The sequence below is a fragment of the Pedomonas mirosovicensis genome (assembly GCF_022569295.1).
In the GTDB taxonomy this organism is placed as follows: domain Bacteria; phylum Pseudomonadota; class Alphaproteobacteria; order Sphingomonadales; family Sphingomonadaceae; genus Pedomonas; species Pedomonas mirosovicensis.
Genome location: NZ_JAKFIA010000001.1, coordinates 119660 through 144950, shown reverse-complemented (window position 1 = coordinate 144950; position 25291 = coordinate 119660). Strand labels below are relative to the sequence as shown.

Annotated in this window: 25 protein-coding genes and 1 pseudogene; 15 read left to right on the top strand and 11 right to left on the bottom strand. The window is 66.4% G+C overall.

Annotated features, from left to right (window positions below):
- Positions 1-36 precede the first annotated feature (36 nt).
- Complete coding sequence (locus L0C21_RS00655) at positions 37-636, bottom strand: glutathione S-transferase N-terminal domain-containing protein (RefSeq protein ID WP_259276542.1); 600 nt, start codon at positions 634-636, stop codon at positions 37-39.
- A gap of 112 nt (positions 637-748) precedes the next feature.
- Here L0C21_RS00655 and L0C21_RS00650 point away from each other — a divergent pair, with 112 nt between their 5' ends.
- Together L0C21_RS00650 and L0C21_RS00645 are read left to right on the top strand one after the other, a co-directional pair.
- Positions 749-1408 (top strand): glutathione S-transferase family protein, encoded by a 660-nt coding sequence (locus L0C21_RS00650; RefSeq protein ID WP_259276541.1) that lies wholly within the window; start codon positions 749-751, stop codon positions 1406-1408.
- 169 nt (positions 1409-1577) lie between these two features.
- The gene (locus tag L0C21_RS00645; protein ID WP_259276540.1) at positions 1578-1847 is read left to right on the top strand and encodes a hypothetical protein; all 270 of its coding nucleotides are present in this window, start codon (positions 1578-1580) and stop codon (positions 1845-1847) included.
- A gap of 87 nt (positions 1848-1934) precedes the next feature.
- Here L0C21_RS00645 and L0C21_RS00640 read toward each other — a convergent pair whose 3' ends face one another.
- The gene (locus tag L0C21_RS00640; protein WP_259276539.1) at positions 1935-2522 is read right to left on the bottom strand and encodes a TlpA family protein disulfide reductase; all 588 of its coding nucleotides are present in this window, start codon (positions 2520-2522) and stop codon (positions 1935-1937) included.
- Positions 2523-2628: 106 nt separating this feature from the next.
- Entirely contained in the window at positions 2629-3984 is a 1356-nt protein-coding gene (locus L0C21_RS00635) for a Xaa-Pro dipeptidase (protein WP_259276538.1), read from the bottom strand.
- Between the two features lie 32 nt (positions 3985-4016).
- Here L0C21_RS00635 and argH point away from each other — a divergent pair, with 32 nt between their 5' ends.
- From argH to galU, 6 genes and pseudogenes are all read left to right on the top strand, one after another.
- Positions 4017-5429 carry an argininosuccinate lyase gene (argH, locus tag L0C21_RS00630; protein WP_259276537.1) on the top strand — a complete coding sequence of 471 codons (1413 nt, stop codon included), beginning with the start codon at positions 4017-4019 and terminating at the stop codon, positions 5427-5429.
- Positions 5426-5647 carry an LPS translocon maturation chaperone LptM gene (gene lptM, locus L0C21_RS00625; RefSeq protein ID WP_259276536.1) on the top strand — a complete coding sequence of 74 codons (222 nt, stop codon included), beginning with the start codon at positions 5426-5428 and terminating at the stop codon, positions 5645-5647. The genes argH and lptM overlap by 4 nt, the downstream gene beginning before the upstream one ends.
- Positions 5648-5650: 3 nt before the next feature.
- Positions 5651-6922, top strand: coding sequence for a diaminopimelate decarboxylase (gene lysA, locus L0C21_RS00620; protein WP_259276535.1), 1272 nt, complete (start codon positions 5651-5653; stop codon positions 6920-6922).
- A 43-nt stretch (positions 6923-6965) separates the two neighbouring features.
- A pseudogene (locus tag L0C21_RS00615) lies at positions 6966-8252 on the top strand (DUF4175 family protein); the annotation flags it as partial.
- Positions 8253-8289: 37 nt separating this feature from the next.
- Positions 8290-9327 (top strand): DUF4175 family protein, encoded by a 1038-nt coding sequence (locus L0C21_RS00610; protein WP_259276534.1) that lies wholly within the window; start codon positions 8290-8292, stop codon positions 9325-9327.
- A gap of 130 nt (positions 9328-9457) precedes the next feature.
- The gene (gene galU, locus L0C21_RS00605) at positions 9458-10330 is read left to right on the top strand and encodes a UTP--glucose-1-phosphate uridylyltransferase GalU (protein ID WP_259276533.1); all 873 of its coding nucleotides are present in this window, start codon (positions 9458-9460) and stop codon (positions 10328-10330) included.
- Positions 10331-10418: 88 nt separating this feature from the next.
- Here galU and L0C21_RS00600 read toward each other — a convergent pair whose 3' ends face one another.
- Positions 10419-10967, bottom strand: a complete 549-nt coding sequence (locus L0C21_RS00600; RefSeq protein ID WP_259276532.1) for a CDP-alcohol phosphatidyltransferase family protein — start codon at positions 10965-10967, stop codon at positions 10419-10421.
- 115 nt (positions 10968-11082) lie between these two features.
- Here L0C21_RS00600 and L0C21_RS00595 point away from each other — a divergent pair, with 115 nt between their 5' ends.
- The 3 genes from L0C21_RS00595 (at position 11083) to L0C21_RS00585 (ending at position 13208) form a co-directional block, all read left to right on the top strand.
- A complete protein-coding gene (locus tag L0C21_RS00595; RefSeq protein WP_259276531.1) occupies positions 11083-11514 on the top strand; it encodes a protein tyrosine phosphatase family protein in 432 nt (143 codons plus the stop codon).
- A gap of 7 nt (positions 11515-11521) precedes the next feature.
- The gene (locus tag L0C21_RS00590; protein ID WP_259276530.1) at positions 11522-12472 is read left to right on the top strand and encodes an NADP-dependent oxidoreductase; all 951 of its coding nucleotides are present in this window, start codon (positions 11522-11524) and stop codon (positions 12470-12472) included.
- Between the two features lie 67 nt (positions 12473-12539).
- Positions 12540-13208, top strand: coding sequence for a trimeric intracellular cation channel family protein (locus tag L0C21_RS00585; RefSeq protein WP_259276529.1), 669 nt, complete (start codon positions 12540-12542; stop codon positions 13206-13208).
- A 67-nt stretch (positions 13209-13275) separates the two neighbouring features.
- Here the strand turns inward: L0C21_RS00585 and L0C21_RS00580 are convergent, their stop codons facing one another.
- The 7 genes from L0C21_RS00580 to L0C21_RS00550 all read right to left on the bottom strand — a co-directional run bounded on the left by L0C21_RS00580 (position 13276) and on the right by L0C21_RS00550 (position 18964).
- Positions 13276-14613 carry an ammonium transporter gene (locus L0C21_RS00580; RefSeq protein WP_259276528.1) on the bottom strand — a complete coding sequence of 446 codons (1338 nt, stop codon included), beginning with the start codon at positions 14611-14613 and terminating at the stop codon, positions 13276-13278.
- Between the two features lie 16 nt (positions 14614-14629).
- Positions 14630-14968 (bottom strand): P-II family nitrogen regulator, encoded by a 339-nt coding sequence (locus tag L0C21_RS00575; RefSeq protein ID WP_259276527.1) that lies wholly within the window; start codon positions 14966-14968, stop codon positions 14630-14632.
- A gap of 184 nt (positions 14969-15152) precedes the next feature.
- The gene (locus L0C21_RS00570) at positions 15153-15974 is read right to left on the bottom strand and encodes a patatin-like phospholipase family protein (RefSeq protein WP_259276526.1); all 822 of its coding nucleotides are present in this window, start codon (positions 15972-15974) and stop codon (positions 15153-15155) included.
- A gap of 33 nt (positions 15975-16007) precedes the next feature.
- A complete protein-coding gene (locus tag L0C21_RS00565) occupies positions 16008-16442 on the bottom strand; it encodes a GNAT family N-acetyltransferase (protein ID WP_259276525.1) in 435 nt (144 codons plus the stop codon).
- A 317-nt stretch (positions 16443-16759) separates the two neighbouring features.
- Positions 16760-17029 carry a putative signal transducing protein gene (locus tag L0C21_RS00560; RefSeq protein WP_259276524.1) on the bottom strand — a complete coding sequence of 90 codons (270 nt, stop codon included), beginning with the start codon at positions 17027-17029 and terminating at the stop codon, positions 16760-16762.
- Positions 17030-17122: 93 nt separating this feature from the next.
- Positions 17123-18505 carry a metalloprotease TldD gene (gene tldD / locus L0C21_RS00555; RefSeq protein ID WP_259278772.1) on the bottom strand — a complete coding sequence of 461 codons (1383 nt, stop codon included), beginning with the start codon at positions 18503-18505 and terminating at the stop codon, positions 17123-17125.
- 261 nt (positions 18506-18766) lie between these two features.
- On the bottom strand, positions 18767-18964 hold the full coding sequence (locus L0C21_RS00550; RefSeq protein ID WP_259276523.1) for a zinc-finger domain-containing protein: 198 nt from the start codon (positions 18962-18964) through the stop codon (positions 18767-18769).
- A 243-nt stretch (positions 18965-19207) separates the two neighbouring features.
- On the opposite strand from L0C21_RS00550, the gene L0C21_RS00545 reads away from it, so the two are divergent.
- The 4 genes from L0C21_RS00545 to polA all read left to right on the top strand — a co-directional run bounded on the left by L0C21_RS00545 (position 19208) and on the right by polA (position 25280).
- Positions 19208-20194 carry an ABC transporter ATP-binding protein gene (locus tag L0C21_RS00545; protein ID WP_259276522.1) on the top strand — a complete coding sequence of 329 codons (987 nt, stop codon included), beginning with the start codon at positions 19208-19210 and terminating at the stop codon, positions 20192-20194.
- Positions 20184-21791 (top strand): L-aspartate oxidase, encoded by a 1608-nt coding sequence (gene nadB / locus L0C21_RS00540; protein ID WP_259276521.1) that lies wholly within the window; start codon positions 20184-20186, stop codon positions 21789-21791. The genes L0C21_RS00545 and nadB overlap by 11 nt, the downstream gene beginning before the upstream one ends.
- Before the next feature lie 32 nt (positions 21792-21823).
- Entirely contained in the window at positions 21824-22378 is a 555-nt protein-coding gene (locus L0C21_RS00535) for a tetratricopeptide repeat protein (protein ID WP_259276520.1), read from the top strand.
- Positions 22379-22520: 142 nt separating this feature from the next.
- A complete protein-coding gene (gene polA, locus L0C21_RS00530) occupies positions 22521-25280 on the top strand; it encodes a DNA polymerase I (RefSeq protein WP_259276519.1) in 2760 nt (919 codons plus the stop codon).
- Positions 25281-25291 lie beyond the last annotated feature (11 nt).

Sequence of the window (25291 nt, the reverse complement as noted above, 5' to 3'; positions counted from 1 at the left end):
GGGGTTATAGACCCCCACAAACTTCCTGAACCAGAATCAAGCCGGGGCGCTTTCGGCAATCAGCGGTTCAGCGCTCGCCTTGGCGTACCACGCCGCCAGCCTGGGCCGGGTGGCGAGCCAGTTGTCCGCACCCAGCCGGAATTCCAGATAGCCCAGCGCGCAGACGGCGGTGACGGAGCCGATGGTCCACGGGCCTTCGAGCGTGTCGATGTCCGCTTCCAGGGCGTCGAGGGCGCGGGCAATGGCGGCTTTCTGGCGGGCGATGTTGGCGGCGCGGGCGTCTTCCGGCGGGCGGCGGCTTTCGTAAACCACGGCGAGCGCCGCATCCATGATGCCGTCGCCCAAGGCTTGCAGGCGGAGCGCAGTCCAGCGGGCCGGGCCTGCGGCGGGGAAGAGGCGCGGGGCGTCGCCCAGTTCATCGAGATATTCGCAGATCACCGGGCTGTCGTAGAGGCACTGGCCGTCGTCGGTCAGCAGCGCGGGGATTTTGGAGAGCGGGTTGGCGGCCACCAGTTCCGGCGGGCTCGCCATGGCGTCGACGGCGACCAGTTCGAGCCGGTCGGCAAGGCCGCGCAAGTTCGCTGCGATGCGCGCCTTACGAGCAAAGGGGCTGGGGGCGGCGTGGTAGAGTTTCATGGGGGTTCGCTCCTTGTAAGCTGCGGCGGACGCTACCCAATCCGCCCTCGTTGCGCTAGGCATCTGAGCGGGCGGCGCGGCGTCGCCCCACGCATTCCGAAGGAGACGGCAGATGGCGGATCTTCACCTCACAATCGGCAACAAGGCTTATTCCTCCTGGTCCATGCGGCCGTGGCTGGCGCTCAAGGCCAGCGGCCTGCCGTTCGACGAGACGGTTCTGTGCCTGTTTACCGAGGAAACCAACGCCTGGCTCGCCGCCAATTCGCCCAACCGCAAGGTGCCGCTGCTCCGGCATGGCGACCTCAGGATCTGGGATTCGCTCGCCATCATCGAATATCTGGCCGAGCTTGTCCCCGAGGCCGGGCTGTGGCCCAAGGACAGCAAGGCCCGCGCCATCGCCCGCTCGGTGAGCGCCGAGATGCACTCGGGCTTTCAGGCCCTGCGCCAGAACCTCGGCATGAACGTGCGCCGCACCTATCCCAATTTCGCGGTGCCCGCCGACGCGCAGGCCGACATCGACCGTGTGCAGGCGATCTGGGCCGAGTGCCGCAAGACGTACGGCGCGGGCGGGCCGTTCCTGTTCGGCGCGTTCTGTGCTGCCGACTGCATGTACGCCCCGGTCGTCACCCGCTTCGTCACCTACGACGTGAAACTGACGCCGGAGGCGCAGGAGTATGTGAACGCCATGCTCGCCCAGCCCTTCGTCGCCGAATGGATCGCGGCAGGCAAGGCCGAGCCCTGGGTGATCGAGAAGTATGAACTGACGGTTTGATCGCTTGTTTTTTGCAGGGGTCTCGGACCCCTGCACCCCGGCTTTTGAAGGGGCGTACGCGGGAAGGGGCGCACTGTGCAAACCCCGGATGGGTAGGGGGCGGACACCTTGTATCGTTGCGGGGACGCTGCTTCTTTGGCAACCTTATCCTAGGTAATTGGGGGATATCATGGAAGTAACAAATCGCGCTCCGGGCTATGGCCTGTGTTTCGTAACTCTTGCCCTGGGAATGTCGCCGTTTTTTCTGCTCATGGGCATTTCGGCACTCTTTGGGGCAAACACCGTCACTTCGGGAGGACAGACCGTCCACGGCATTGGAGGGCTGCTTCTCGCTCTGGTTTTGAACGTGATCTTTGCCGTAATCTTCGCTGGCGCGCAGAAGCTGGGGTACGTTATTTTGCGGCTTTTTCGCCGCAAGCGATCTGAAGCTGCGGCTTAGGGGGACAACCTCGCCACACACACGGCCCGATAATCGAATGGGGGCGCGGGGGTTAAGACCCCCGCAAAACTCCCGCAAACAGAATCCCTACTTCTTCCCCTGCGCCACCACCACGGCGATCAGGTCGATGGCGGGTTTGGCGTCCCACTCGGCGGGGGCGGCGATGCGGGCGACTTCCTTGCCCTTGCGGTCGTAGATCACGGTCAGCGGCAGGCCGCGCGCCTTGAAGCCGAGGGCGAGCTGGTTTTTCTTGTCGAGGTAGGGGGCGATGTTCTTGAGGCCCCGCTTCTGCCAGAAGGGCTCGACCACGCGCCAGCCCGCCATGTCCATGGAGACGGTGACGACCGCCACGTCCTTCTTGGGGAACATGGCTTGCAGTTTATCGAGCGAAGGCATTTCGGTGATGCACGGCGCGCACCAGGTGGCCCACAGGTTCAGCACCACGACCTTGCCCTTGAAGTCGGCGAGGCTGGCCGTCTTGCCGCCCTTGGCCTCGAACGTGGTCTCGGGGGCAGGGGTGCCTGCCTGTGAAAAGTCCAGCCGCTGGAGGTCGCCGGTCGCAAAGCGGCTGAGGTCAGTCTTGGCCGGGGCCGCGAAGGCTGCGGCCGGGGCGAGGGTTGCAAGGCCCGCCGCGCAGGCGGCAAGGGTGAAGACATGAGACAAACGGCGCAGCATCGCCTGGGTCCTCCTGAAAATCTCAGCCAGGCCAACAGGTAAAGAAAAGGGCGCGCCGGGCCAAGCCCCGCGCGCCCCCGTGGGGCTCTGTGCCGCGCCCCTCCACTTACGGGTTCAGGGCCAGCTCGTTCTTGTAGATGGTGCCGCCCTTCATCACGAAGTCCACGGTTTCCAGCTCGCGGATGTTGGCGATGGGATCGCCCTTCACCGCGACGATATCCGCCTTGAGGCCGGGGGCGAGCTGGCCCCAGGATTTCTCCACGCCCAGCGCCTGCGCGCCGTTGAGGGTGGCGGCCTGGATGGCCTGCATCGGCGTCATGCCGTATTCCACCATCACCGCGAACTGCTTGCCGCCGTCGCCGTGGGGGTAGACGCCCGCGTCCGAACCCAGTGTCAGCTTCACGCCAGCCTGCACGGCCTTCTTGAAGTTGTCGCGCTGCACCTGCGCCACTTCCCGGTCCTTCCGCAGGAACTCCTCCAGCACGCCGTGGGCCTTGCCGTAGCTTTGGGTGAATTCGGTGTTGTAGATGTCCATGGAGAGGAACGCGCCGGTCTTCTTGGCGAGCGCAATTCCCTCGTCATCAATCATGCTGGCGTGCTCCACCGTATCGACGCCACTTCGCAGCGCCGCCTTGATGCCTTCGGTGCCGTGGGCATGCACGGCGACCTTGCGGCCGTGCATGTGCGCCTCATCGATCAGCGCTCGCATTTCCTCCTCGGTGTACTGCTGCGCGCCCACCTGCGTACCCTTGGAGAAGACGCCGCCCGTGCCGCAGTATTTGATGACATCGACGCCATACTTCACGTTGCGGCGCACCACGCGGCGCACTTCCGTCGGTCCGTCGGCCACGCCCTCGCTCTTGTCCTCGTATTCGGGCGGCAGCATGTTGTTGTCGCAGTGCCCGCCGGTAATGCCCAGCGCCGGGCCCGAGACCAGCATGCGCGGCCCCGGCACCTCGCCGTCGGCAATGGCATCGCGAATCGCCACGTCCGAGAAGCCCGGCGCGCCCACATCGCGAACGGTGGTGAAGCCTGCCAGCAGCATTTTCTGCGCGTTGGCGACGCCCCGCACCGTGGCGCGGAGGATGGAGGTCGCCAGCCCCTCGTAGCTGCCCTCAAAAGGGTTGGCGGTCACGTGGGTGTGGGTATCGATGAAGCCCGGCATCACCGTCGAGTCCGACAGGTCGATGACGCTTGCGCCCGCCGGAATGGCGGTGGAACCTGCGGGGCCTACGCTCGTGATGGTATCGCCCGAAATGATGAGGACCTGATCCGTCTTCACCTTGCCCGTCGCCACGTCCACCAGCCGCCCGGCCTTGAGGACGGTCACGGCCGGGGCTGTCGCCTCGATCGGGGCGGCCAGCGCCGTGCTGAGCGGGGCCAAGGCGCTTGCGGCGAGAAGCGCAAGGCCGTATGCGCCATGGCGTGCATTGCTGCGGCAACCGTTGCGTGCTTGGTACATGAGTGTAGGCTCCTGAGGTCGGGATAAGGCAGATGGCGAACAGCAAGGCGGCCAACCAGTTGTGGGGCGGTCGTTTCAGTGGCGGACCGTCTTCGGTCATGACGGAGATTAACGCATCGATCGGCTTCGACAAGCGCCTGTGGAAACAGGACATTGCCGGATCGAAGGCCCACGCCGCCATGGCCGCCGCGCAGGGCATCCTGTCGCCCGAGGATAATGCTGCCATCCAGGCCGGGCTCGATCAGGTCGCCGCCGAGATCGAGGCGGGCAAGCTGGTGGAAGACCCCGCGCTTGAGGACATCCACATGCATGTGGAGGCGCGCCTCGCCCAGCTGATCGGCGAGCCCGCCAAGCGGCTGCATGTCGCCCGCTCCCGCAACGATCAGGTAGCGACCGATTTCAAGCTCTGGGTGCGTGACGCCATCGACCAGATCGACGCTGCCCTGCGCGCGCTTCAGGTGGCCCTGGTCACTCGCGCCGCGGAGCATGTGGAGACGGTGATGCCCGGCTTCACTCACCTGCAAGTGGCGCAGCCCGTTACCCTTGGTCATCACCTGATGGCCTATTACGAGATGATTCGCCGCGATCGCGGGCGTTTTCAGGATGCCCGCAAGCGGCTGAACGAGTGCCCGCTGGGCGCGGCGGCGCTGGCTGGCACCAGCTTCCCGACGGACCGTTTCAACACGGCCGCGGCGCTCGGCTTCGACCGGCCGACCGCCAACAGCCTCGATTCCGTGTCGGACCGCGATTTCGCGCTAGAGTTCCTCTCGGCGGCGGGCCTGGCGGGCCTGCACCTGTCGCGCCTGGCGGAAGAGATCATCATCTGGGCGAGCCAGCCCTACCGGTTCGTCAGCCTGCCGGATGCCTTCTCCACCGGCTCCTCCATCATGCCGCAGAAGCGCAACCCGGATGCGGCGGAGCTGGTGCGCGCCAAGGCCGGGCACCTGCTCGGCAACTTCCAGCGGCTGGCGGTGGTGATGAAGGGCCTGCCGCTCGCCTATTCCAAGGACATGCAGGAAGACAAGGTGCCGGTGTTCGAGGCGTTCGACACGCTTGCCCTGTGCCTTGCCGCCACCACCGGCATGGTCGAGACGCTGGTGTTCAACGCCGAGCCCATGCGCGCGGCTGCCGCCTCCGGCTTCTCCACCGCGACAGACCTGGCCGACTGGCTGGTGCGCGCGGCGGGCGTGCCGTTCCGCGATGCCCACCACATCACCGGCAATGCCGTGAAACTGGCGGAGAGCCGGGGCGTCATGCTTCATGAGTTGTCGCTGGACGACCTGAAGACCATCGATGCGCGCATCACCGCGGATGTCTACTCGGTTCTCACCGTCGAGGCGTCCGTTGCCAGCCGCAAGAGCTATGGCGGCACCGCGCCGAGCCAGGTGCAGGCGCAGGTGGAGGCTGCCCGGAAAGAACTGGGGCTGAAGGAACTGGGCCTATGAACCGCACTGCTCTTGCCTTGATCGGCCTTCTCGCCGTTGCCGCGTGCGGCAAGCGCGGCGCGCTGGAGCCGCCGGCCGGCACGCAGCCGCCCGCGCCGATTTGGGTGGAGAAGAGCGGGGGCATCCAGCCGCCAGCGCCTGTGCCGGCGCATCCCCAGCCGCCGGCATCGAGAGAACTTTCTACGCCTTCGACGACAGCCGAAGGCCCGAGGAACTGAGCCATGCGTCATTTCGCTTACCGGGACGGGCAGCTGTTCGCCGAGGACGTACCCGTCGCCAAGATGGCCGAAGCCGTTGGCACGCCCTTCTACTGCTATTCCACCGCCACGCTTGAGCGGCACTTCGACGTGTTCGCCCAGTCCCTTGAAGGGCTGGATGCGCTGGTGTGCTTTGCGGTCAAATCCAACTCCAACCAGGCGGTCATCTCGACCCTGGCCCGTCGCGGCGCGGGGGCGGACGTGGTCTCGCTCGGCGAGTTGAAGCGGGCGCTGGCGGCCGGCGTGCCGTCGGAGCGCATCGTCTTCTCCGGCGTCGGTAAAACCCGCGAGGAAATGGCGGCGGGCCTTCAGGCGGGCATCTATCAGTTCAACGTCGAGTCCGAACCGGAGCTGGACGCGCTGAGCGAAGTCGCCTCCGGTCTCGGCCTTACCGCCAACATCGCCTTTCGCGTCAATCCGGACGTGGATGCCAAGACCCACGCCAAGATTTCCACCGGCAAGGCGGAGAACAAGTTCGGCGTGCCGTGGGACCGGGCGCGGGAAATCTACGCGCGGGCGGCCGCGCTTCCGGGCATCCGGGTGGTCGGCGTTGATGTGCACATCGGCAGCCAGCTCACCGATCTGATGCCGTTCGAGGAAGCCTTTGCCCGCGTCGGCAAGCTTATTCAGATGCTGCGCGAGGACGGCCACGCCATCGAGCGGGCGGACCTCGGCGGTGGCCTTGGCATTCCCTACTACGAGGACAGCGAGGCCCCGCCGCTGCCGATCGCCTACGGCGCGATGGTCAACCGCATCACCCACAACTGGGGCGTGCGCCTGATCCTCGAGCCCGGCCGGTTGATCGTTGGTAACGCGGGTATTCTGGTCACCCGCGTCATCTACGTGAAGCAGGCAACGAAGAAGACCTTCGTGGTGGTGGATGCCGCCATGAACGACCTCATCCGTCCCTCGCTCTACGACGCGCACCACGACATTGCGCCGGTGGCCGAGCCGCAGGCGATAACGCCGCGCATCACCGCCACCCTCGTCGGCCCGGTGTGCGAGACGGGCGACACCTTCGCCACCGACCGGGAGATGCCCGCCGTGAAGGAAGGGGATCTTGTGGTCCTTCACTCGGCGGGGGCTTACGGCGCGGTCATGGCGTCCACCTACAATACCCGGCTTCTGGTGCCGGAGGTGCTGGTCAAAGGCGGCGAATTCGCGGTTGTCCGGCCCCGGCCGACCTATGATGATCTGATAGGACTCGACAGACTGCCGCCCTGGCTCAATTCTTAAGGGGTCAGACAAGCGAAAGTGCCACGGCACGGGAGGCGGCCAGATGGCCCGGCCGAGCCAGTTCTCGGAAGCCTTGAGCGGTAAGGAGGCATCCTTGCCGCCCTGGCTCGTGCGCCGTGTGCAATTGGCGCGGGCGGTGCTGTGGCTGGAGCGGGCGTTTCCCTATCTGGCGGCGGTGGTGGCCGCCGGCGGCCTGTTCGTTGCACTGGCGCTGCTGGGCGTCTGGGCGGCGGTTCCGGGCTTCGTGCGCTGGCTCTGCCTGTTGGGCGTCAGCCTGTTCGTGCTCTGGACCACCTGGCGGCTGTGGAGGTCCATCCAATGGCCCACGGCTCGGCAGGGGCTGGCGCTGATCGAGGCCCGCTCGGCCCTGCCGCGCGGCCTTCTCGCCGTTCTGGGCGATCGTCCCGCGCTGGCGCAGGAGGGAGACGCCCTCTCCACCCAGCTGTGGGACCATGCCCGCGAGGATGCATCGCTTGCCGCCGGGCACGCGCGCCTGCCGCTGCCGCGCGTCGATGTGGTTTCGGCAGATCGCTGGGGGCTGGGCGCTCTGGTGGTGCTGGGGCTGGTTCTGGGCATGCTGGTCGCGGGGCGCGATGCCCGCTGGCGCGTCGAGGACGCCCTCTCGCCCTGGCTGACCTCGCTGGCGGATGTCACCGTGGAGATCGTGGTGACGCCGCCTGCCTACACCGGCCGTCCGGCCGTATTCCACACTGTGCAGGGTGACGGGCGTCTGGCCTTTGCCGCGCTTGCGGGCAGCACGGTGCGTTTCGTGGCGCGAGGGACGGACGGGGACCTGACCCTGATCCCGGCGAAAGGGGACAGGATCGACTTCCAGCCGGTGGCGGACGGCCTGTCGGCGAGCACGAAGATCAGGACCGGCGGCGTCTGGCGCATCCGGCAGGGGCTGCGGACCGTGGCCAGCCTCGACATCGCCCTTGTGCCCGACAAGGCTCCCCGCGTCGCGCTCACCGGCTTGCCCACTGTTACCGCCACCCAGGCGCTGCGCTTGCCGTATCGCATCGCCGATGATTTCGGCGCGACCCGCTGGTTCTTCGAGGTTTCCCTCAACGAAGAAACCCGCGTCTTTCCCCCATCTTCCCCGCCGCAGCAGGGTGATGGGGTCATCTACATGGATTTCACGCCCGATCCCTGGGCCGGGCATACGGTGCAGCTGCGTCTGGTGGCCGTGGATGCGGCGGGCAACCGGGGGCAGAGCGCGGCGCTGACCCTGAAGCTGCCGGAGCGGCGCTTCACCCATCCGTTTGCGCGGCGGATCATCGCCCTCCGCAAGGAGTTGCTGGACCAGCCCTCTTCGCGGGCGCTGGTGGGCAAGAAGCTGACCGAGGCCGCTACCGACATCGGGGCCTATGGGGGGCGATTTCAGCGTTTTCTCCGGCCTGCGGAGCGCCTTCTGGCGTCTGCGCTACGACCGGGAGGACCCGCGCGGCTGGTCGGCCGCCCGCCTGCTGTGGGATGTGGCCGTCGCGGTCGAGGAGGGCGAGCAGGGACGGCAGCTGTCCGACCTGCGGCGCAGCCTTGATGAGCTGGCGGCGCGCATGGGCCAGGCGAACGAGGCGGAACTGGCCGAGATGTCGGACCGGCTCACCCAGTCTTTGGCCGCCTATCTCAGCCAGATCATCAGCGAAGCGCCGCCCATGCCCTCCGGGGCTGACATGTCGGGCGCGCGCATGATCGACGCGGCGGCACTGGGCGATCTGCTCTCCGACCTGCGCGAGCGCATGGCAGCGGGCGATGAAGCCGGGGCGCGGCGTGCGCTGGAGACCTTGCGGGCGCTGATCGAGAACCTGCGGATGGCGGGCAGCCCGTCGGGCGCGTCCTCCGCCGTCAACGAGGCCATGGCGGGCCTGCGGGGGTTGGAGAGCCAGCAGCGGGACGTGCTGGGCCAGACCATCGGCGCAGGGCTCAGCAATGCGCTGGGCGGGAACAGCCAGGCCCTGCGCGACCTCGGCCAGACTCAATCGCAGCTATCGCAGCAAGCCGGCGCGCTGGGCGACCGGCTGCGACAGGCGGGCGTGAATGCGCCCCCGGCTTTGGGCGAGGCCCGGCAGGCCATGTCCGCGGCGGCGGAAGCGCTCTCTGGCGGCAAGCTGGAGGCCGCGCTTCAGGCTCAAAGCCGCGCCATGGAGGCGTTGGCCGACGCGCAGGAAGCGCTACAAGCCCAGAGCGTGGCCTCTGGCCAGACGCCGGGCGGTGGCATGGGCAGCGGGCTTGATCCGCTCGGCCGGTTCAGCGGCGGCGGGCTGGGGCCCGAGTTCCGCCTGCCCGATGGCAACGAGCGCCGCATGGTCGATGCCATCCGTCATGAGTTGGAGGAAAAGGCGGCTGATCCGCGTCGCAGCGCCGAGGAGCGCGCCTACTACCTGCGCCTGCTCCGCCAGTTCTAACCCTTGCCGCATGCCCCTGGCGCACCAAGTTGGCGGGATATGGCGCAGCTGTGCCTGGGGTTCCGTTTGAAATTGACGGCTGGCCCCGTTACAAAGCGGCGCTTTCCCCAGTCGGCGTGAAAGGAGTCTGATGAAACCGGTTCGCATTGCAGTGTTTCCCGTCGGCGGTTTGGGCACCCGCTTCCTTCCGGCCACCAAGGCCATGCCGAAGGAAATGCTCCCCATCGTCGACAAGCCTCTCATTCAGTATGCCGTGGAGGAAGCCCGGGCGGCTGGCATCGAGGAGATCATCTTCGTCACCGGTCGCGGCAAGACCGCCATTGAAGACCACTTCGATTACGCGGCGGAGCTGGAGCAGGTGCTCAGCAACCGGGAGAAGAACGGCATTCTGACCGAATTGCACGAGATTCCCGGCCCTCCGGGCTCCATCTCCTATACCCGCCAGCAAGAGCCGCTGGGCCTCGGCCATGCCGTATGGTGCGCGCGCCATCTGGTGCACAACGAGCCCTTCGCCGTGCTGCTGGCCGACGACCTTATCAAAAGCGACGTGCCGTGCCTCAAGCAGATGGTCGAGGCCTACGACGAGGTGGGCGGCAACATCGTCGCCGTGACCGAGGTGCCGCAGGAGCACACCAACCGCTACGGCATCGTCGCGCCGGGCGAGCGCAAGGATCGCCTCGTCGAGATCAAGGGCCTGGTCGAGAAGCCGAAGCCGGAGGAGGCTCCGTCGCGTACCGCCATCATCGGCCGCTACATCCTCCAGCCGGTGGTGCTGGACATTCTCAGCAACCAGCAGTCGGGCGCGGGCGGCGAAATCCAGCTGACCGACGCCATCGCCAAGGCGTTGACCGTTATCCCGACCCACGGTTTCCATTTCGAGGGCACGCGGTTCGATTGCGGCGACAAGGCCGGCCACGTCATGGCCAACATCGCCTTCGCGCTGGAGCGGGAGGATATCGGCCCGGCGGTGAGCCAGTATGTGGCCCGCCTGCAGCTGAAGTAGGCTCCCAAGGGGTCCGCATCCCTGCTTTTTCAGGAACGGCGCTGGTGGTGAACCGGCGCCGTTCTTTTTTCGAGTGTGGCCTTCGCGTTCAGGGTACGGGCTGGCGGCGCGTTGCCAGGTGCACCAGCCAGGAGGCGGCGTAGAGAATGCCCGATGCCACGGTGGCGAGGGTGACCGCGACGACCAGCGCATTGGGAATGGCGAAGGTCGCAGGGCCAAGCACGGCGCTGGCGAGCGTGACCACCATCAGGACCATCTGCAGGGCGGTCGAGATCTTGCCGATGGCGAGCGGCAGCAGGTCGTGGCCAAGGCCGAACACCCGGCTGGCAATGGCGCCCGCCAGGATGATGACGTCGCGGGCCAGCACCAAGAGCGCCAGCCACCACGGCAAGTAGCCGCTGGCGGCCGCGGCGATGTACGACAGGTTGATGAGCGCCTTGTCGGCCAGGGGGTCGAGCATCTGCCCGAGCAGGCTCACCTGTCGCCAGCGCCGGGCGAGATAGCCGTCAACGGCATCCGTGATGGCCGAGCAGGCGAACAGGGCCGCCGCCAGCACTGCCTCGCCGCCGTAGATCAGGGCCGCGACGACCGGCGCCGCTATCAGGCGCAGCACGCAAAGAATGTTCGGCAACGTCATTAACAAGGCCCTTTTTGGTCATCGAGCGCGGCTCGAGAGCGTTCCTGCTAGCAACGGAGTGTCAATCTTTTAATATAGGGGAAACCAGAGCAGGCTCCAAAGACGGGAGAGATATATGTTTCGTGTGCTGACGCCCGGCTTCGCGGTGGCGGGACAATTGCAGCCGGAAGACATGGCGGCGGCCGCGGCCGAAGGCTACGCCCTGGTCATCAATAACCGCCCTGACGGGGAGGAAACGGGCCAGCCATCGGCGGAGGAGATTGCCGAGGCGGCCCGTGCGGCAGGGCTTGCGTATCGCCATATCCCTCTCAGCGGCGGCGGCCTGACGATGGACCACATCGGCCAGACTGAGGCGGCGCTGGAGGGAGCAGGTGGGCCGATCCTCGCGTTCTGTCGGTCCGGCATGCGCTCGACAACCCTGTGGGCGTTGGCGCGGGCCAAGACCGGGGCGGAGCCGCAGGAGTTGGTGACGCTGGCCGGCCAGGCAGGGTATGATCTCACTCCCATGACCGGCCTGATGGAAAAGTTGAAGCACGACAACATGTGAGGCGGGTGTGAAGGCGGCCTATTACGCGCGGTTCGGCGGCGCCGAACTTCTGAACGTGGGAGACCTGCCGGAGCCGGAACTGGCCCCTGGCGAAGTGCTCATCCGTGTGCGGGCCGCCGGGGTCAATCCGGTCGACTGGAAGATCCGGCAGGGCCAGCTCAAGGCGGTTCTGCCCTATGCCTTTCCCATCATTCCCGGCTGGGATGCCGCGGGCGAGGTGGCGGCCGTGGGCGAGGGGGTGAAGGGCCTGGCGCCAGGCATGCGGGTGATGGCCTGCACCAAGAAGCCGCTGGTCCAGTGGGGCGCGTGCGCCGAATATGTGACGGTGCCTGCCGCCGCGGCCATCCACACGCCCCAGAGCCTGGACGATACGCAGGCGGCAGCGCTGCCGGTGGCGGGGCTCACCGCCTGGCAGGCGCTCCGGGACTTTGCGCGCATCGAGGCGGGGCAAACGGTGCTCATTCACGGCGCGGCGGGCGGCGTCGGCTCGCTCGCGGTGGGCATTGCCCGCGAGCGCGGCGCAAGCGTCATCGGCACGGCCAGCCCAGCCAATGGGGATTACCTGCGCGAGCTGGGGGCCGACTCGGTGATCGATTATGGCGCGCCGGACCTGAAGGCCGGGGTGCTGGCCGTCGCGCCCGAAGGGGTGGACATGGTGCTCGATACCATCGGCGGTGAGACGCTGGAGCTGTCCTACGCCCTGGTGAAGGCGGGCGGCACGCTGGTCAGCCTGTGCGATCAGCCTGACCATGACCAGTGCGCCCACAAGGATCTGGCGGCCACGCGGCTCTCGGTTCGCCCTGATGGCGGCCAGCTGGCGGAGCTAGCCGGTCTGGTGGCGTCAGGCGCCGTTTCCCTGCCGGAGATCGAGACCCTGCCGCTCGAGCGCATTGCCGAGGCGCACCGGCGGAGCGAGGCGGGGCATGTGCGCGGCAAGCTGGTGTTGACCATCTCCTGAACCCTTCCTTCGTTCTTGTTCTCAACAGGGGGCCGTTCGGCCTGTCCTCCATCGGAAGGATGCTGACGTGGTTGCATCGGAAAGCCTGATTATGGCGCTCGATTACGCGGGCGTTGCGGTCTTCGCCGCAACCGGGGCGCTCGCCGCCGCCAAGATCCGGGGCGATATCATCACCTTTGCCTTCTTCGCGGCGGTCACCGGCATTGGCGGCGGCACGCTGCGCGATGTCCTCCTCGATGTGCCGGTGTTCTGGGTGCGAAACGCGGATTACGTCGCCATCTGCATCGGCATGGCGGTGCTGGTGTGGGTGACGGGCGGCCCGCGCCGCTGGCGGGAACAGGCGCTGCTGTGGCTCGATGCAGTGGGCCTGTCGGCCTATGCCATCCTCGGCGCGTCCAAGGCGCTGGCGGTTGGCGTCCACCCGCTCATCGCCGCCGCCATGGGGATGCTTACCGCCAGCTTCGGCGGGGTCATCCGCGATGTGCTGGCCGGCCAGCCCTCCGCCATCATCAAGCGGGAAATCTACATGACCGCCGCCATCCTCGGCGCGGGCCTCTACGCCGTGCTGTTCACCTTAGGGCTGCTGCCGCGCTACGCCATGGCCATTGCCTTCATGGCCGCGTTCCTGCTGCGCGCGGGGGCCCTTCGTTATGGCTGGTATCTGCCCGCCTTTCCCGATCCCTTCGCGCCGCCCCGGCTGCGGTCGCGCCAACCAGACGACGCGCCCAAGCAATAAAAAGAGAGAGCTGGAGACCTTAAGCCTCCAGCTCCCAAGGCGACGTTCTGAGGGAACGTTCGTGAAATCAGTGGTGATAGGCCCGCTCGCCGTGTTCGGAGAGGTCGAGGCCTTCGCGTTCCTGGTCGGCCGCGACGCGCAGGCCGACAACCTTGTCGACGATGAAGTAGAGGATGGCCGAGCCGATGCCGGACCACAGGATGGCGATGGCCGTGGCGACGACCTGCACCCACACTTGATGGCCCATGGCGTAGCCGTCGATGCCGACGCCGCCCAGCGCGGGGGCAACGAGGATGCCGGTGCCGATGGAGCCGACGATGCCGCCAACGCCGTGGATGTTGAACACGTCCAGCGAGTCGTCGTAGCCCAGCCTGTTCTTCACGGTGGTGCAGAAGAAGTAGCAGACGACCGAGGCGACCACGCCCAGCACGATGGAGCCCATTGGCCCGGCAAGGCCCGCCGCCGGGGTGACGGCGACGAGACCGGCGATCACGCCCGAGACCACGCCGAGGAGCGACGGCTTGCCCTTGCCCAGCCATTCGACCACGAGCCAGCCGAGCGCCGCGCCCGCCGTGGCGAGGAAGGTGTTGATGAGGGCGAGCGCCGCGCCGCCGTTGGCTTCAAGGTTCGAGCCCGCGTTGAAGCCGAACCAGCCGAACCACAGCAGGGCTGCGCCTACCATGGTCAGGGTGAGGGAGTGGGGCGTCAGGGCTTCCCGGCCATAGCCGATGCGTTTGCCCGCGATGATGCAGCCGACGAGCCCCGCGACGCCCGCGTTGATGTGCACCACGGTGCCGCCTGCGAAGTCGAGCGCGCCGAGGTTGAACAGGTAGCCTTCGCCGCTCCACACCATGTGGGCCATCGGCAGGTAGACGACGGTGAACCACAGGGCCATGAACACCATGACGGCGGCGAACTTCATCCGCTCGGCGAACGCGCCGACGATGAGCGCGGGCGTAATGGCGGCGAAGGTCATCTGGAAGCAGACGAACACGAACTCGGGGATCACAACGCCGTCGGAGAAGGTGGCGGCGGTCGAGTCCGGCGTGATGCCGGCGAGGAACGCCTTGCCGAGGTCGCCGATGATGGCGTTGCCGCCGTTGAAGGCGAGGCTGTAGCCGTAAAATACCCACAGAATCATCATCAGGCAGGTGATGGAGAGCACCTGCATCAGCACCGAGAGCATGTTCTTGGCGCGCACCAGGCCGCCGTAGAACAGGGCCAGCCCCGGCACGATCATGAGCAGGACCAGAATGGTCGACAGCATCATCCAGGCGGTGTCGCCCTTGTCGGGCACTGGCCCGGCATGAGCCAGTGCGGCGTCTTGCGCCAGCGCGGCGGTGGTTGCCAGCGCCGTGCCCAGACCGGCAGCGCTGCCTGCGAATTTCCGTAAAAGCTTCTGCATTGTTGCTACCCTTGTCCTACAGCGCCAGTTCGGCCCGCTCATTGGTGCGGATGCGGATGGCCTCGGCCACGTCGATGACGAAAATCTTGCCGTCGCCGATGCTGCCGGTCTGCCCGGCTTGCTGGATGGCCTCGACCGCGCGATCGGCCATGTCGTCGCCAACCACCACGTCCAGTTTCAGCTTGGGCACCATGTTGGTGGTGTACTCGGCGCCGCGATAAATCTCGGTCTGGCCCTTTTGTCGGCCAAAGCCTCTGACTTCGCTCACGGTCATTCCCTGCACGCCGACAGCGGTCAGCGCATCGCGGACCCCCTCGAGCCTGTAGGGCTTGATGATCGCCATGATCAGTTTCATGCCCGCCTCCCTCTGGCCGGCGCAGCGAAGAACAGCGCCGGTGGCCAGGAGCATTGCAGGCGGCGTGCCAAGCTGAGCCGTTTGTCTTAAATGCTTGGATTCGCAGGAGAGGCAGGCGCAGGCAGCTCGCCTGGTCGTTGCCAGACGTGCCCAAAAACAGTGCAAAGCTTTTTGATTGGCTATTTTATATGCAATTCAGGGCTTCGATGGTGGGCCACGCGTCCTCGGCGGCTCGCCGCCCGGCCTGGATCAGATCCTCGGCTCGGGTGAAGTCGCCCACCTCGATATGGCCGATGGCCGGGGTGATGACGAGATCAGCCGGGTTGGCGGCCAGAACGTGTCTGGCAAGGGAGGACAGCAACAGGCCGAGCGAGGCCCGCGTTGTGCGGATGGCTGAAATGCGGGCGTTGCCTGCCGCCTTGCGAAAGCCCGTGGCGGCGGCGCGGTTGATATAGTCGCCCTGAAGGTTCACCGCGATCACCGGGCAGGCGCTCAGCTGCCGGGCCGCCGAGACGGGCACCGGGTTCACCAGTCCCCCGTCGGCGAGCATGTAGTCATTTCTCACCACCGGCTTGAACAGCCCCGGAATGGCGAGAGACGCGCGCACCGCCTCGACGACCGGGCCGTCGCGCAGCACCACCTCGGTTCCAGAGACGAGATCAGCGGCCACGGTGGCGCAGGGCAGGGGCAGGTCTTCCAGCCGCAGGTCACCGAAATGGCGACGCAGCTGCCGCTCGATGGTGCGCCCGCCGAGCATACTGCCCCGAAAGCCGACATCCAGATAGCGCAGCACCGTAAGCGCGGTGGCGGAGCGGGCCAGATCCTCCAGCGCGTCCAGCTTGTCGGCGGCAACGCACGCGGCCACCACCGCGCCGATGCTCGTGCCCGCCACCGCATCGATGTGCACGCCGCGTTCCACCAGCGTGCGAACGATGCCGATGTGCGCCCACCCCAAGGCGGCGCCGCCTCCGAGGGCCAGGGCAACGGTGGGCGACGGCGCGGGCATCGGCTTGGTTCGTGTCAGTTCATGCGATCGGGCTCAGAGCGGGCGCATCATGAAGTCGCCGGACTTGCACAGCGCCGCGAATTGCGCCGAGGCGCGCAGCGTGTCGGGCGCCGTCCTTTCCTCGCAGGGCGTGAAGCCGAGCTTGGAGAAGATGCCCGATTCATCATCGGTGAAGATGTACAGCATCTTGATGCCTTCCCGGCGCGCACATGCGGCCACCTCCTCCAGCATCGTGCCGCACAGCCCCTGGCCATGGTGGCAGCCGGTCGTCAGGAACGACCGCAAAATTGCCGCCTCGCCAAAGATTTCGAGGCTGCCGACAGCCACGCGCCATCCATCATCATCGACGAACGCAAAGAACTTCCGGTTATCACCAGCCAGATCGCCGGGCAGCATGCTGTTGTCCGCCAGGACCGAAGCCAGGGCGTCATAATCCTCCCGCGGGACCTGGACCATTTTCAGGCTCATGGTTTTTCCCTCCTCCCAAGCTAGAGGGTAGCACAGGGTGCTCGTCCTACAATGGCCTTGCGCGTTGCCGGATCAGGCCACGGTTAAGCCTCTGTTCAAATGCGCCGTTGAAAGATTTGTTTCTTCAAACGGTTGTCCGGCGTCAGTCGGGCAAGTTAAGTCCGTACAATTGGGCGATATGCCCGGAACATTCCGCATAGGTTCTTTCGACTCAGTCGAATTATCGAGCGGATGCCGGGCGCGACTCGCGCCAATGTTGAACGGACCTATAGGGTTATGCACGCGCCTGCGCGCCCGCCATGTCCCTGAACGGGGCGTCAGGCCTCCGGCGTGTCGTCGCCGTCCACCGGACCAGGTGGGCTCTCTTTCAGCAGATTTGTGGCCTGTTCGGCCTCCTGCGCGGGGACATGCAGGATAACGCCGCGCATGGTGGGATCGATTCCCGCCAGCACATGGGCGCTGTTTTCACCCTCGATGCCGGGGGTCAGGCCATAGGCTTCCAGCATGGCCCTGGCCAGCTGGGCTTCAGCCAGGGTGCTGAACCGGCCAACCTCCACCCATTCGGTTTCTTCAGGTAGGTCTGGCAAGCGCGCTTCTCCACAATGAACCGTAAGGAAGAATGCCCCGCGCTCCGTTCCGTTCCGGATCAGGAGGCGCGGTTGCCTGCCAGGATACGCCTGTCAGCCCGTGCCGCCAACGGTCAGCCCTTCGATCAGCAGCGTCGGCTGGCCCACACCGGCCGGCACCGACTGGCCGCCCTTGCCGCACACGCCGATGCCGGGGTCGAGCGCCAGGTCGTTGCCGATGGCCTTGACGCGGGTCAGCACGTCCGGGCCGTTGCCGATGAGCGTCGCACCTTTAAGCGGACGGCCGAGCTTGCCGTTCTCCAACTCATAGGCTTCCGTGCACGAGAACACGAACTTGCCGGAGGTGATGTCCACCTGCCCGCCGCCGAAGGTCTTGGCGTAGATGCCTTTCTTCACTGAACCGAGGATTTCCGCCGGGTCCTTGTCGCCGCCCAGCATGAAGGTGTTGGTCATGCGCGGCATCGGCGCATGGGCGAAGCTCTCGCGCCGGCCGTTGCCGGTGGCCTTCACGCCCATCAGGCGGGCGTTCATGCGGTCCTGCATGTAGCCCTTGAGGATGCCGTCTTCGATGAGCACGGTGCGCTCGGTCGGCGTGCCCTCGTCATCGATGGTCAGCGAACCGCGCAGGCATTCCAGCGAGCCGTCGTCCACCACGGTGACGCCGGGGGCGGCCACCCGCTCGCCGATGCGCCCCGAGAAGGCCGAGGTGCCCTTGCGGTTGAAGTCGCCCTCAAGGCCGTGGCCGATGGCTTCGTGCAGCAGCACGCCCGGCCAGCCGGGGCCCAGCACCACGGTCATCTCGCCCGCAGGCGCAGGCACGGCCTGAAGGTTCACCAGCGCCTGCCGCAGCGCCTCGTCCGCCACCGTCTTCCAGGTGTCGGGCGCGAACAGGCGGGAATAGTCGTGCCGTCCGCCCAACCCCTCGTAGCCCGACTCGCGCCGGTCGCCGTCCTGCGCGATCACCTGCACGTTGAGCCGCACCAGCGGGCGCACGTCCCAGGCCCGGTAGCCATCGGGGCGCAGGATCTCGATGACCGTCCAGGAACCGACGAGCGAGGCCGACACCTGCGCCACGCGCGGATCCTTTCCCCGCAGGTAGGCGTCGATGTCCGCCAGCAGCTTGGTCTTGGCCTCGAACGGGAAGGTCTCGAACGGATTGTCCGGCTGGTAGAGCATCCGGTTGGTGCGCGGCGGCGCGTCGGCCCAACGGGCTTCGCGTCCGGTGCGGACGGTCGCCACCGTCTCGCCCGCGCGGCGGATGGCGGCTTCGGATAGCTCGTTGGCGTGGGCAAAGCCGGTGGTCTCGCCCATGACGCCGCGCAGGCCGAAGCCCTGCGTCGTATCGAACGTGGCGCTTTTCAGCCGACCATCGTCGAAGCCGAAGGACTCGGAGAGGGTGTACTGGAGGAACAGTTCCCCGTCATCCAGCCCGGCCAGCTTGTCCGCCACCAGGCCAGCCACCCGGGCTTCGTCCATTTCGGTGCGGGCGTAGAAAAGGTCATGGGCAAGCGCGGCAGGAGTTTTCGACACGGCTTTGGTCCTTTCACCCGGCAGAGGCGATGATGTTCACGAAAAGCGCCGGCGCGTCGCCACGCCCGAACCGGGGCTGCGAGGAACGCCGGGTTGGCGGCTTTCCTGGGTGGCGAGGCTCAGCGGCGCTGCCCGCCGCCTTGCGGGACGGGGCAACCCCGGAGAAGATCGCCCGGAGCAGATCGGACGAGGGCCGGTCTGGCTGGCTCAGGCCGCCTTATCCTGCCGGTCGTCGGCAGGGCTGCCCTTCAGGATGTACTGGCGGTCGCAGTAGCCGCACTCGACCTTACCGCTCGACCCGAACTTCAGATAAACGCGCGGGTGGCCGAGGGGTCCCTCACCGCCGTCGCATGCGACCTGCGGCGTGTCGACGTAAAAGACTTCCGGTGGCGGAGGCGTGTTCATGCCCTGTCATTCCCAGTTCGTAAAACAATGAAACATTGGTCTTGGCGATGCAGATAGCACCGCTTCTCCCGAGTTTGAAGGGCCGGTATCGCCTGCGGTTCAGGCCTTGTCGGAACCCTTCGCACGGCCACAGGTAAGCCTATGCGATATGGCCCCCTTTTCCGGCGCGCGAACGGTGTTTCCGCGCTGGCCATGCAACGGTCCCTTCGACAAGTGCCTCGCCAGGGTTTATGTGTCTGCGCCATGACGACAGAATCCGCCATTTCGATCCGCAATCTGGTCAAGACCTACGGCAACGGCAAGCAGGCCCTGCGCGGCGTGTCGCTGGACATCCCCAAGGGCTCCCTGTTCGCTTTGCTCGGTCCCAACGGCGCGGGCAAGTCCACCATGATCAACATCATGGCGGGGCTGGTGAACAAGACCTCCGGTTCGGTGAGCATCTGGGGGTTTGATATCGACGAGCATCCGCGCAACGCCAAGCTGTCCATCGGCGTGGTGCCGCAGGAGCTGGTGTTCGATGCCTTCTTCACCCCCTTCGAGACGCTGGAGCTTCAGGCAGGCCTTTACGGCATCCCGAAGAGCCAGCGCCGCTCGATGGAAATTCTCCGCGCGATGAAGCTGGAGGACAAGGCCCACGCCTACACTCGCACGCTCTCGGGCGGCATGAAGCGGCGCCTGCTGGTCGCCAAGGCGCTGGTGCACACCCCGCCGATCCTGGTGCTGGACGAGCCGACGGCGGGCGTCGACATCGAGTTGCGCCAGCAGCTGTGGGCCTATGTGCGCGAGCTGCACGCCCAGGGCACCACCGTCGTGCTGACCACCCACTATCTGGAGGAAGCGCAGGAGCTGTGCGACCGTATCGCCATCGTCAACCAGGGGCAGGTGGTCGCCAACGAGACCAAGGCCTCGCTGATGGCGCAGGCGCACGACAAGGTGGTGGTTGTCACCATCGACCGCGATCTGGACGCCGTGCCGGAGGTGCTGTCGCAGTTCGATGCCCGCCTGCGCGACAGCCGCCGCATCGCCGTTACCTACGACAAGCGCCGCATCAACTCGGGGCAGGTGCTGGCGGCGCTGGCCACCTGCGGCTTCGGCATCGAGGATGTCACGACGGAAGAGGCGGACCTGGAGGACGTGTTCCTGCGCCTGACCCAGGCACCCGCCGAGGGCCAGTCCTCCACCGCAGGCCAGTCTCCCGCAGGAAGGAATGCTCCGGCCCATGTCGCCTGAGGATCTGTATCAGTTCGATGTTCTGGTAATCGGCTCGGGCGCGGCGGGTCTTACCCTCGCGCTCGACCTGGCCGCTGACTACAAGGTGGCGGTTCTCTCCAAGGGGGAGATGTCGGCCGGCTCCACGGCTCAGGCCCAAGGCGGCATTGCTGCGGTGCTGGAGGAAGGCGACACCTTCGAGTCGCACATCGAGGATACCATCATTGCAGGCGCCGGCCTCAACAATCGCGCGGCGGTCGAGTTCGTGGTGGAGCGCGCGCCCGCCGCGGTCGAGACGCTGACCCGGCTCGGCGTGCCCTTCAACGCGGGTGAAACGCCCGCCCAGCCCTTCCACCTGACCCGCGAGGGCGGCCACAGCCGGCGTCGCATCGTGCATGTGGACGACGCCACCGGTTTTGCCGTGCAGAAGGCGTTGATGGCCCGCGCTCTGGCCGAGCCCAACATCCGCTTCTTCGGCAACCGCTTCGCCGTCGACCTCATTACCGAGCGGCACACCGGCTGCGCGAGCGAGCGTCATTGCTACGGCGCCTACATCTACAACAGCGAGACCTCCCGCGTGGAACGGTTCACGGCGCGGGCGACCGTGCTGGCAACCGGCGGGGCGAGTCGCGTCTATCTCTATTCCACCAATCCGGATGGCTCCACCGGCGATGGCATCGCCATGGCCTGGCGGGCGGGCTGCCGCGTCGCCAACATGGAGTTCAACCAGTTCCACCCCACCTGCCTTTATCACCCGCAGGTGAAGAACTTCCTCATCACCGAGGCGATGCGCGGCGAGGGGGCGCGCCTGTTGCTGCCCGATGGCACGCGCTTCATGGAGCGCTTCCACCACCAGGCGGAGCTGGCCCCGCGCGATATCGTCGCCCGCGCCATCGACCACGAGATGAAGCGCCTTGGCGTGCCGCATGTCTGGCTCGACATCAGCCACAAGGACCCGGACTTCGTCATCTCCCACTTCCCGACCATCTATCGGCGGCTGCTGGAGCTGGATATCGATATCACCCGGCAACCCATCCCGGTGGTGCCCGCTGCCCATTACACCTGCGGCGGCGTGCTCATCGACCTTGCCGGCCACACCGACCTGACGGCCCTCTATGCCATCGGCGAGACCGCCCACTCCGGCCTGCACGGGGCCAACCGCATGGCTTCCAACTCCCTGCTGGAATGCCTGGTGTTCGGCCATGCCGCCGCCGAGGACATCCGCAACCGGATGAACAGCCTGCCCGAGCCGCCCGCGCCTGCGCCATGGGACGAGAGCCGGGTGGAAGATTCGGACGAGGCGGTGGTCGTCACCCACAACTGGGCTGAGCTTCGCCAGTTCATGTGGGATTATGTGGGCATCGTCCGCACGACCAAGCGATTGGAACGGGCGCAACATCGCGTAAAGCTTCTCCGCCGCGAGATTCAGGAATATTATGGCAACTTCCGTGTGACGCGTGACTTGTTGGAGTTGCGGAACCTGGTCACGGTTGCCGACCTGATCGTCCGGTCGGCGCTGGCTCGGAAGGAGAGTCGCGGCCTTCACTACACGCTCGATTATCCCGAGCTGTTGCCGGAGGCGCGCGACACCGTTCTGGAGCCCTGGGCTGAATCCTGACGCCGGACCTGTTGCCGGAGGAGTCGAGGAACATGCTGGATCACGACCTGCTGCAACGTTTGATGACGTTGCTGGCCGAGTTGCCGTCACGCCGACCCCACCCCGGCCTGCCGCGCGAACTGGACCTGCTGTTCGATCGCTTGCGGCAGGAGGAGCCGTCTCCTTCCGCCCATGAGGTGGAGGATCTCATCTGGCAGGTATGGGCCGAGGAGGAGGATGTCGCCGCCGGCGACGGCATGGAGGCGGCGATTCGCGCGCTTGCCCTGCGCGATCTCGATGAGGCCGAGCTGCTGCTCGACCGCCTTGCCGAGAACTATCCCACCTGGCCGGAAGTCTACAACAAGCGGGCGACGCTCCACTTCATCGATGGGGAAGACAATCTTGCCCTTGCCGACATTCTGCGGACGCTGGAGCTGGAGCCGCGCCATTTCGGGGCGCTCGCCGGGCTGGGGCAGATTTGCCTGCGAAATGGCGAGCCGGAAGCGGCCGCGGCGGCTTTTCATGCGGCCATGCGGGTCAACCCCCATCTGATCGGCGCGCAGGCGCTGGTGGAAGACCTGAACGAAACCAAGCCGATGCTCAATTGATCCGGGGTTTTAGGGTTGTATCCGCCGCCCTGCGGGCATGCCTACCCGATCTGGCGGACTGTGCGGGTCGCACGACCGGCAGTCGATCATTGTGCGGCTCAAGAGTAGTCAATGCTCCAATCCGCCGCTAAGTTGCGCGGCCATGAGCACCCAGAAGCACCTCTATCTCGTTGACGGCTCCGGCTACATCTTCCGCGCCTACCACAAGCTGCCGCCCATGACCGATCCGTCGGGCACGCCGGTCAATGCCGTCTACGGCTTTACCGCCATGCTGTGGAAGCTGCTGGAGGACCTGAACGACGCGGAGCACCCCACCCACCTTGCGGTCATCTTCGATGCCGCCAAGCGGACGTTCCGCAACGATATCTACGCCGAGTACAAGGCCAACCGGCCCGAGCCGCCGGAGGACCTGAAGCCCCAGTTCGCGCTGATCCGCGACGCCGTGCGCGCCTTCTCCGTGCCCTGCATCGAGCAGGAAGGCTACGAGGCGGACGACCTCATCGCCAGCTACACCAAGGCGGCGTGTGAGGCGGGCTATCACGTCACCATCGTCTCGTCCGACAAGGACCTGATGCAGCTGCTGCACCTGCCCTGCGTCGACCTTCTGGATACGCTCAACAACCGTCATCTCGGCCCCGAGGCGGTGATGGAGAAGTTCGGCGTGCCGCCCGAGAAGGTGATCGAGGTGCAGGCCCTCATGGGCGATGCCGTCGACAACGTGCCGGGCGTGCCGGGCATCGGCCCCAAGACGGCGGCCGAGCTGATCAACCAGTACGGCGATCTGGAGACGCTGCTCTCGCGCGCTCACGAGATCAAGCAGCCCAAGCGGCGCGAGAATCTGATCCAACATGCCGATCTGGCGCGCATCTCCAAGCAGCTCGTCACCCTCAACGACAGCCTGCCGTTGCCGGAAGCGCTGGACGACCTGGTGATGAAGCACCCGCCGCACGAGCCGCTCAGCGCCTTCTTCGACAAGCACGGCTTCCGCTCATTGAAGGCCAAGCTGGCCTCGCGGGACGTGGGCGAGGATGGCGCGCCCGCGCCCGTAGTCGCCAAGGTTGATACCAATGCTTACGAGTGCGTGACGACCGAGGACCGGCTGGAGTGGTGGGTGAACGCCGCCCGCGATGCCCGTCTGGTGGCGGTCGATACGGAAACCACGTCGCTCGATGCCATGAAGGCTGAACTGGTGGGCGTCAGCCTCGCCATTGCGCCGGGCAAGGCTTGCTACATTCCCATCGGCCATATCGCGGCGGGCGGCGGCTTCCTCGATGAGAAGCCCGTCCAGCTGCCGCGCGAGGCCGTGCTGGCCAAGCTCAAGCCGCTGCTGGAAGACCCGAGCGTGCTGAAGGTGGGCCAGAACCTGAAGTACGACCTGCTGGTGCTGCGCCGGGTTGGGCTCGATGTCACGCCGTTCGATGACACCATGCTGTTGTCCTACGTGCTCGACAACGGGCGCAACAGCCACGGCATGGACATGCTGGCCAATCTCCATCTCGGCCACACCACCATCAAGTACACGGATGTCTGCGGCACGGGCAAAAGCCAGATCGGCTTTGCCGAGGTGCCGCTGGACAAGGCCACCCAGTACGCCGCCGAGGATGCGGACGTGACCTGGTGCCTCCACTGCAACCTCAAGCCTCGCCTGGTGCGCGAGCAGATGGCAACCGTCTACGAGACGCTGGAGCGGCCGCTGGTGCCCGTGCTGGTGGAGATGGAGCGGGCGGGCATTCTGGTTGACCGCAACACCCTCTCCCGCCTGTCGGGCGACTTTGCCCAGCGCATGGCAGCGCTGGAGGCGGACATTCACCAGCTTGCCGGGGGCCCGTTCAACGTCGGCTCGCCCAAGCAGCTGGGCGAGATCCTGTTCGAGCGGATGAAGCTGAAGGGCGGCAAGAAGGGCAAGACCGGCGCCTATTCAACGGACGCCGACGTGCTGGAAGCCTTGGCGGCCGAAGGCGTGGAACTGGCCCAGAAGGTGCTGGACTGGCGGCAGCTCGCCAAGCTGAAGAGCACCTACACGGATGCCCTGCAAGGCCAGATCAACCCGGAGACCGGCCGCGTCCACACCAGTTACGCGATGGCGGCCACCTCCACCGGCCGCTTGTCATCGACCGACCCCAATCTCCAGAACATTCCGGTCCGCACCGAGGAAGGCCGCAAGCTGCGCCACGCCTTCGTCGCGCCGGAAGGGGCAGCGCTGATTTCGGCGGACTACAGCCAGATCGAGTTGCGCCTGCTTGCCCACATTGCGGACATTCCCGAACTTCGCCAGGCCTTCGCCGAGGGGATCGACATTCACGCCATGACCGCGTCGGAAGTGTTCGGCGTGCCGGTCGAGGGCATGGACCCGATGATCCGCCGCTCGGCCAAGGCCATCAACTTCGGCATCATCTACGGCATCTCGGCCTTTGGCCTGTCCCGCCAGCTGGGCGTGTCGCGCGGCGAGGCCCAGGGCTTCATCGACCGCTACTTCGCCCGCTTCCCCGGCATCCGGGCCTATATGGACGAGACCATCGCCAGTTGCCGTCAGAAGGGATACGTGGAGACCCTGTTCGGGCGGCGCACCTACATCCCGACCATCAACGACAAGAACCCGAACCAGCGCAATTTCGCCGAGCGCCAGGCCATCAATGCGCCTATCCAGGGCACGGCGGCGGATATCATTCGCCGGGCGATGATCCGGATGGAACCAGCACTCAACGCAGCGGGGCTTGATCGGGTCCGGATGTTGTTGCAGGTCCATGATGAGCTTGTGTTTGAAGCGCCGCAGTCTCTGGCGGATGCCGCATCTGCTGTCATCAAGCAGGTCATGGCGACGGCCGCGGAGCCTGTGATACGCTTGTCTGTGCCATTGGTTGTGGAGGCGGGGCAGGGAGCAACCTGGGGGGCCGCTCACTAAGAGGCAGAATT

Coding starts and splice junctions, on each gene's coding strand:
- L0C21_RS00655 (WP_259276542.1), bottom strand. CDS start 636: ATGAAACTCTACCACGCCGCCCCCAGCCCCTTTGCTCGTAAGGCGCGC.
- L0C21_RS00650 (WP_259276541.1), top strand. CDS start 749: ATGGCGGATCTTCACCTCACAATCGGCAACAAGGCTTATTCCTCCTGG.
- L0C21_RS00645 (WP_259276540.1), top strand. CDS start 1,578: ATGGAAGTAACAAATCGCGCTCCGGGCTATGGCCTGTGTTTCGTAACT.
- L0C21_RS00640 (WP_259276539.1), bottom strand. CDS start 2,522: ATGCTGCGCCGTTTGTCTCATGTCTTCACCCTTGCCGCCTGCGCGGCG.
- L0C21_RS00635 (WP_259276538.1), bottom strand. CDS start 3,984: ATGTACCAAGCACGCAACGGTTGCCGCAGCAATGCACGCCATGGCGCA.
- argH (WP_259276537.1), top strand. CDS start 4,017: ATGGCGAACAGCAAGGCGGCCAACCAGTTGTGGGGCGGTCGTTTCAGT.
- lptM (WP_259276536.1), top strand. CDS start 5,426: ATGAACCGCACTGCTCTTGCCTTGATCGGCCTTCTCGCCGTTGCCGCG.
- lysA (WP_259276535.1), top strand. CDS start 5,651: ATGCGTCATTTCGCTTACCGGGACGGGCAGCTGTTCGCCGAGGACGTA.
- L0C21_RS00610 (WP_259276534.1), top strand. CDS start 8,290: ATGGGGGGCGATTTCAGCGTTTTCTCCGGCCTGCGGAGCGCCTTCTGG.
- galU (WP_259276533.1), top strand. CDS start 9,458: ATGAAACCGGTTCGCATTGCAGTGTTTCCCGTCGGCGGTTTGGGCACC.
- L0C21_RS00600 (WP_259276532.1), bottom strand. CDS start 10,967: ATGACGTTGCCGAACATTCTTTGCGTGCTGCGCCTGATAGCGGCGCCG.
- L0C21_RS00595 (WP_259276531.1), top strand. CDS start 11,083: ATGTTTCGTGTGCTGACGCCCGGCTTCGCGGTGGCGGGACAATTGCAG.
- L0C21_RS00580 (WP_259276528.1), bottom strand. CDS start 14,613: ATGCAGAAGCTTTTACGGAAATTCGCAGGCAGCGCTGCCGGTCTGGGC.
- L0C21_RS00575 (WP_259276527.1), bottom strand. CDS start 14,968: ATGAAACTGATCATGGCGATCATCAAGCCCTACAGGCTCGAGGGGGTC.
- L0C21_RS00570 (WP_259276526.1), bottom strand. CDS start 15,974: ATGCCCGCGCCGTCGCCCACCGTTGCCCTGGCCCTCGGAGGCGGCGCC.
- L0C21_RS00565 (WP_259276525.1), bottom strand. CDS start 16,442: ATGAGCCTGAAAATGGTCCAGGTCCCGCGGGAGGATTATGACGCCCTG.
- tldD (WP_259278772.1), bottom strand. CDS start 18,505: ATGGACGAAGCCCGGGTGGCTGGCCTGGTGGCGGACAAGCTGGCCGGG.
- L0C21_RS00550 (WP_259276523.1), bottom strand. CDS start 18,964: ATGAACACGCCTCCGCCACCGGAAGTCTTTTACGTCGACACGCCGCAG.
- L0C21_RS00545 (WP_259276522.1), top strand. CDS start 19,208: ATGACGACAGAATCCGCCATTTCGATCCGCAATCTGGTCAAGACCTAC.
- nadB (WP_259276521.1), top strand. CDS start 20,184: ATGTCGCCTGAGGATCTGTATCAGTTCGATGTTCTGGTAATCGGCTCG.
- L0C21_RS00535 (WP_259276520.1), top strand. CDS start 21,824: ATGCTGGATCACGACCTGCTGCAACGTTTGATGACGTTGCTGGCCGAG.
- polA (WP_259276519.1), top strand. CDS start 22,521: ATGAGCACCCAGAAGCACCTCTATCTCGTTGACGGCTCCGGCTACATC.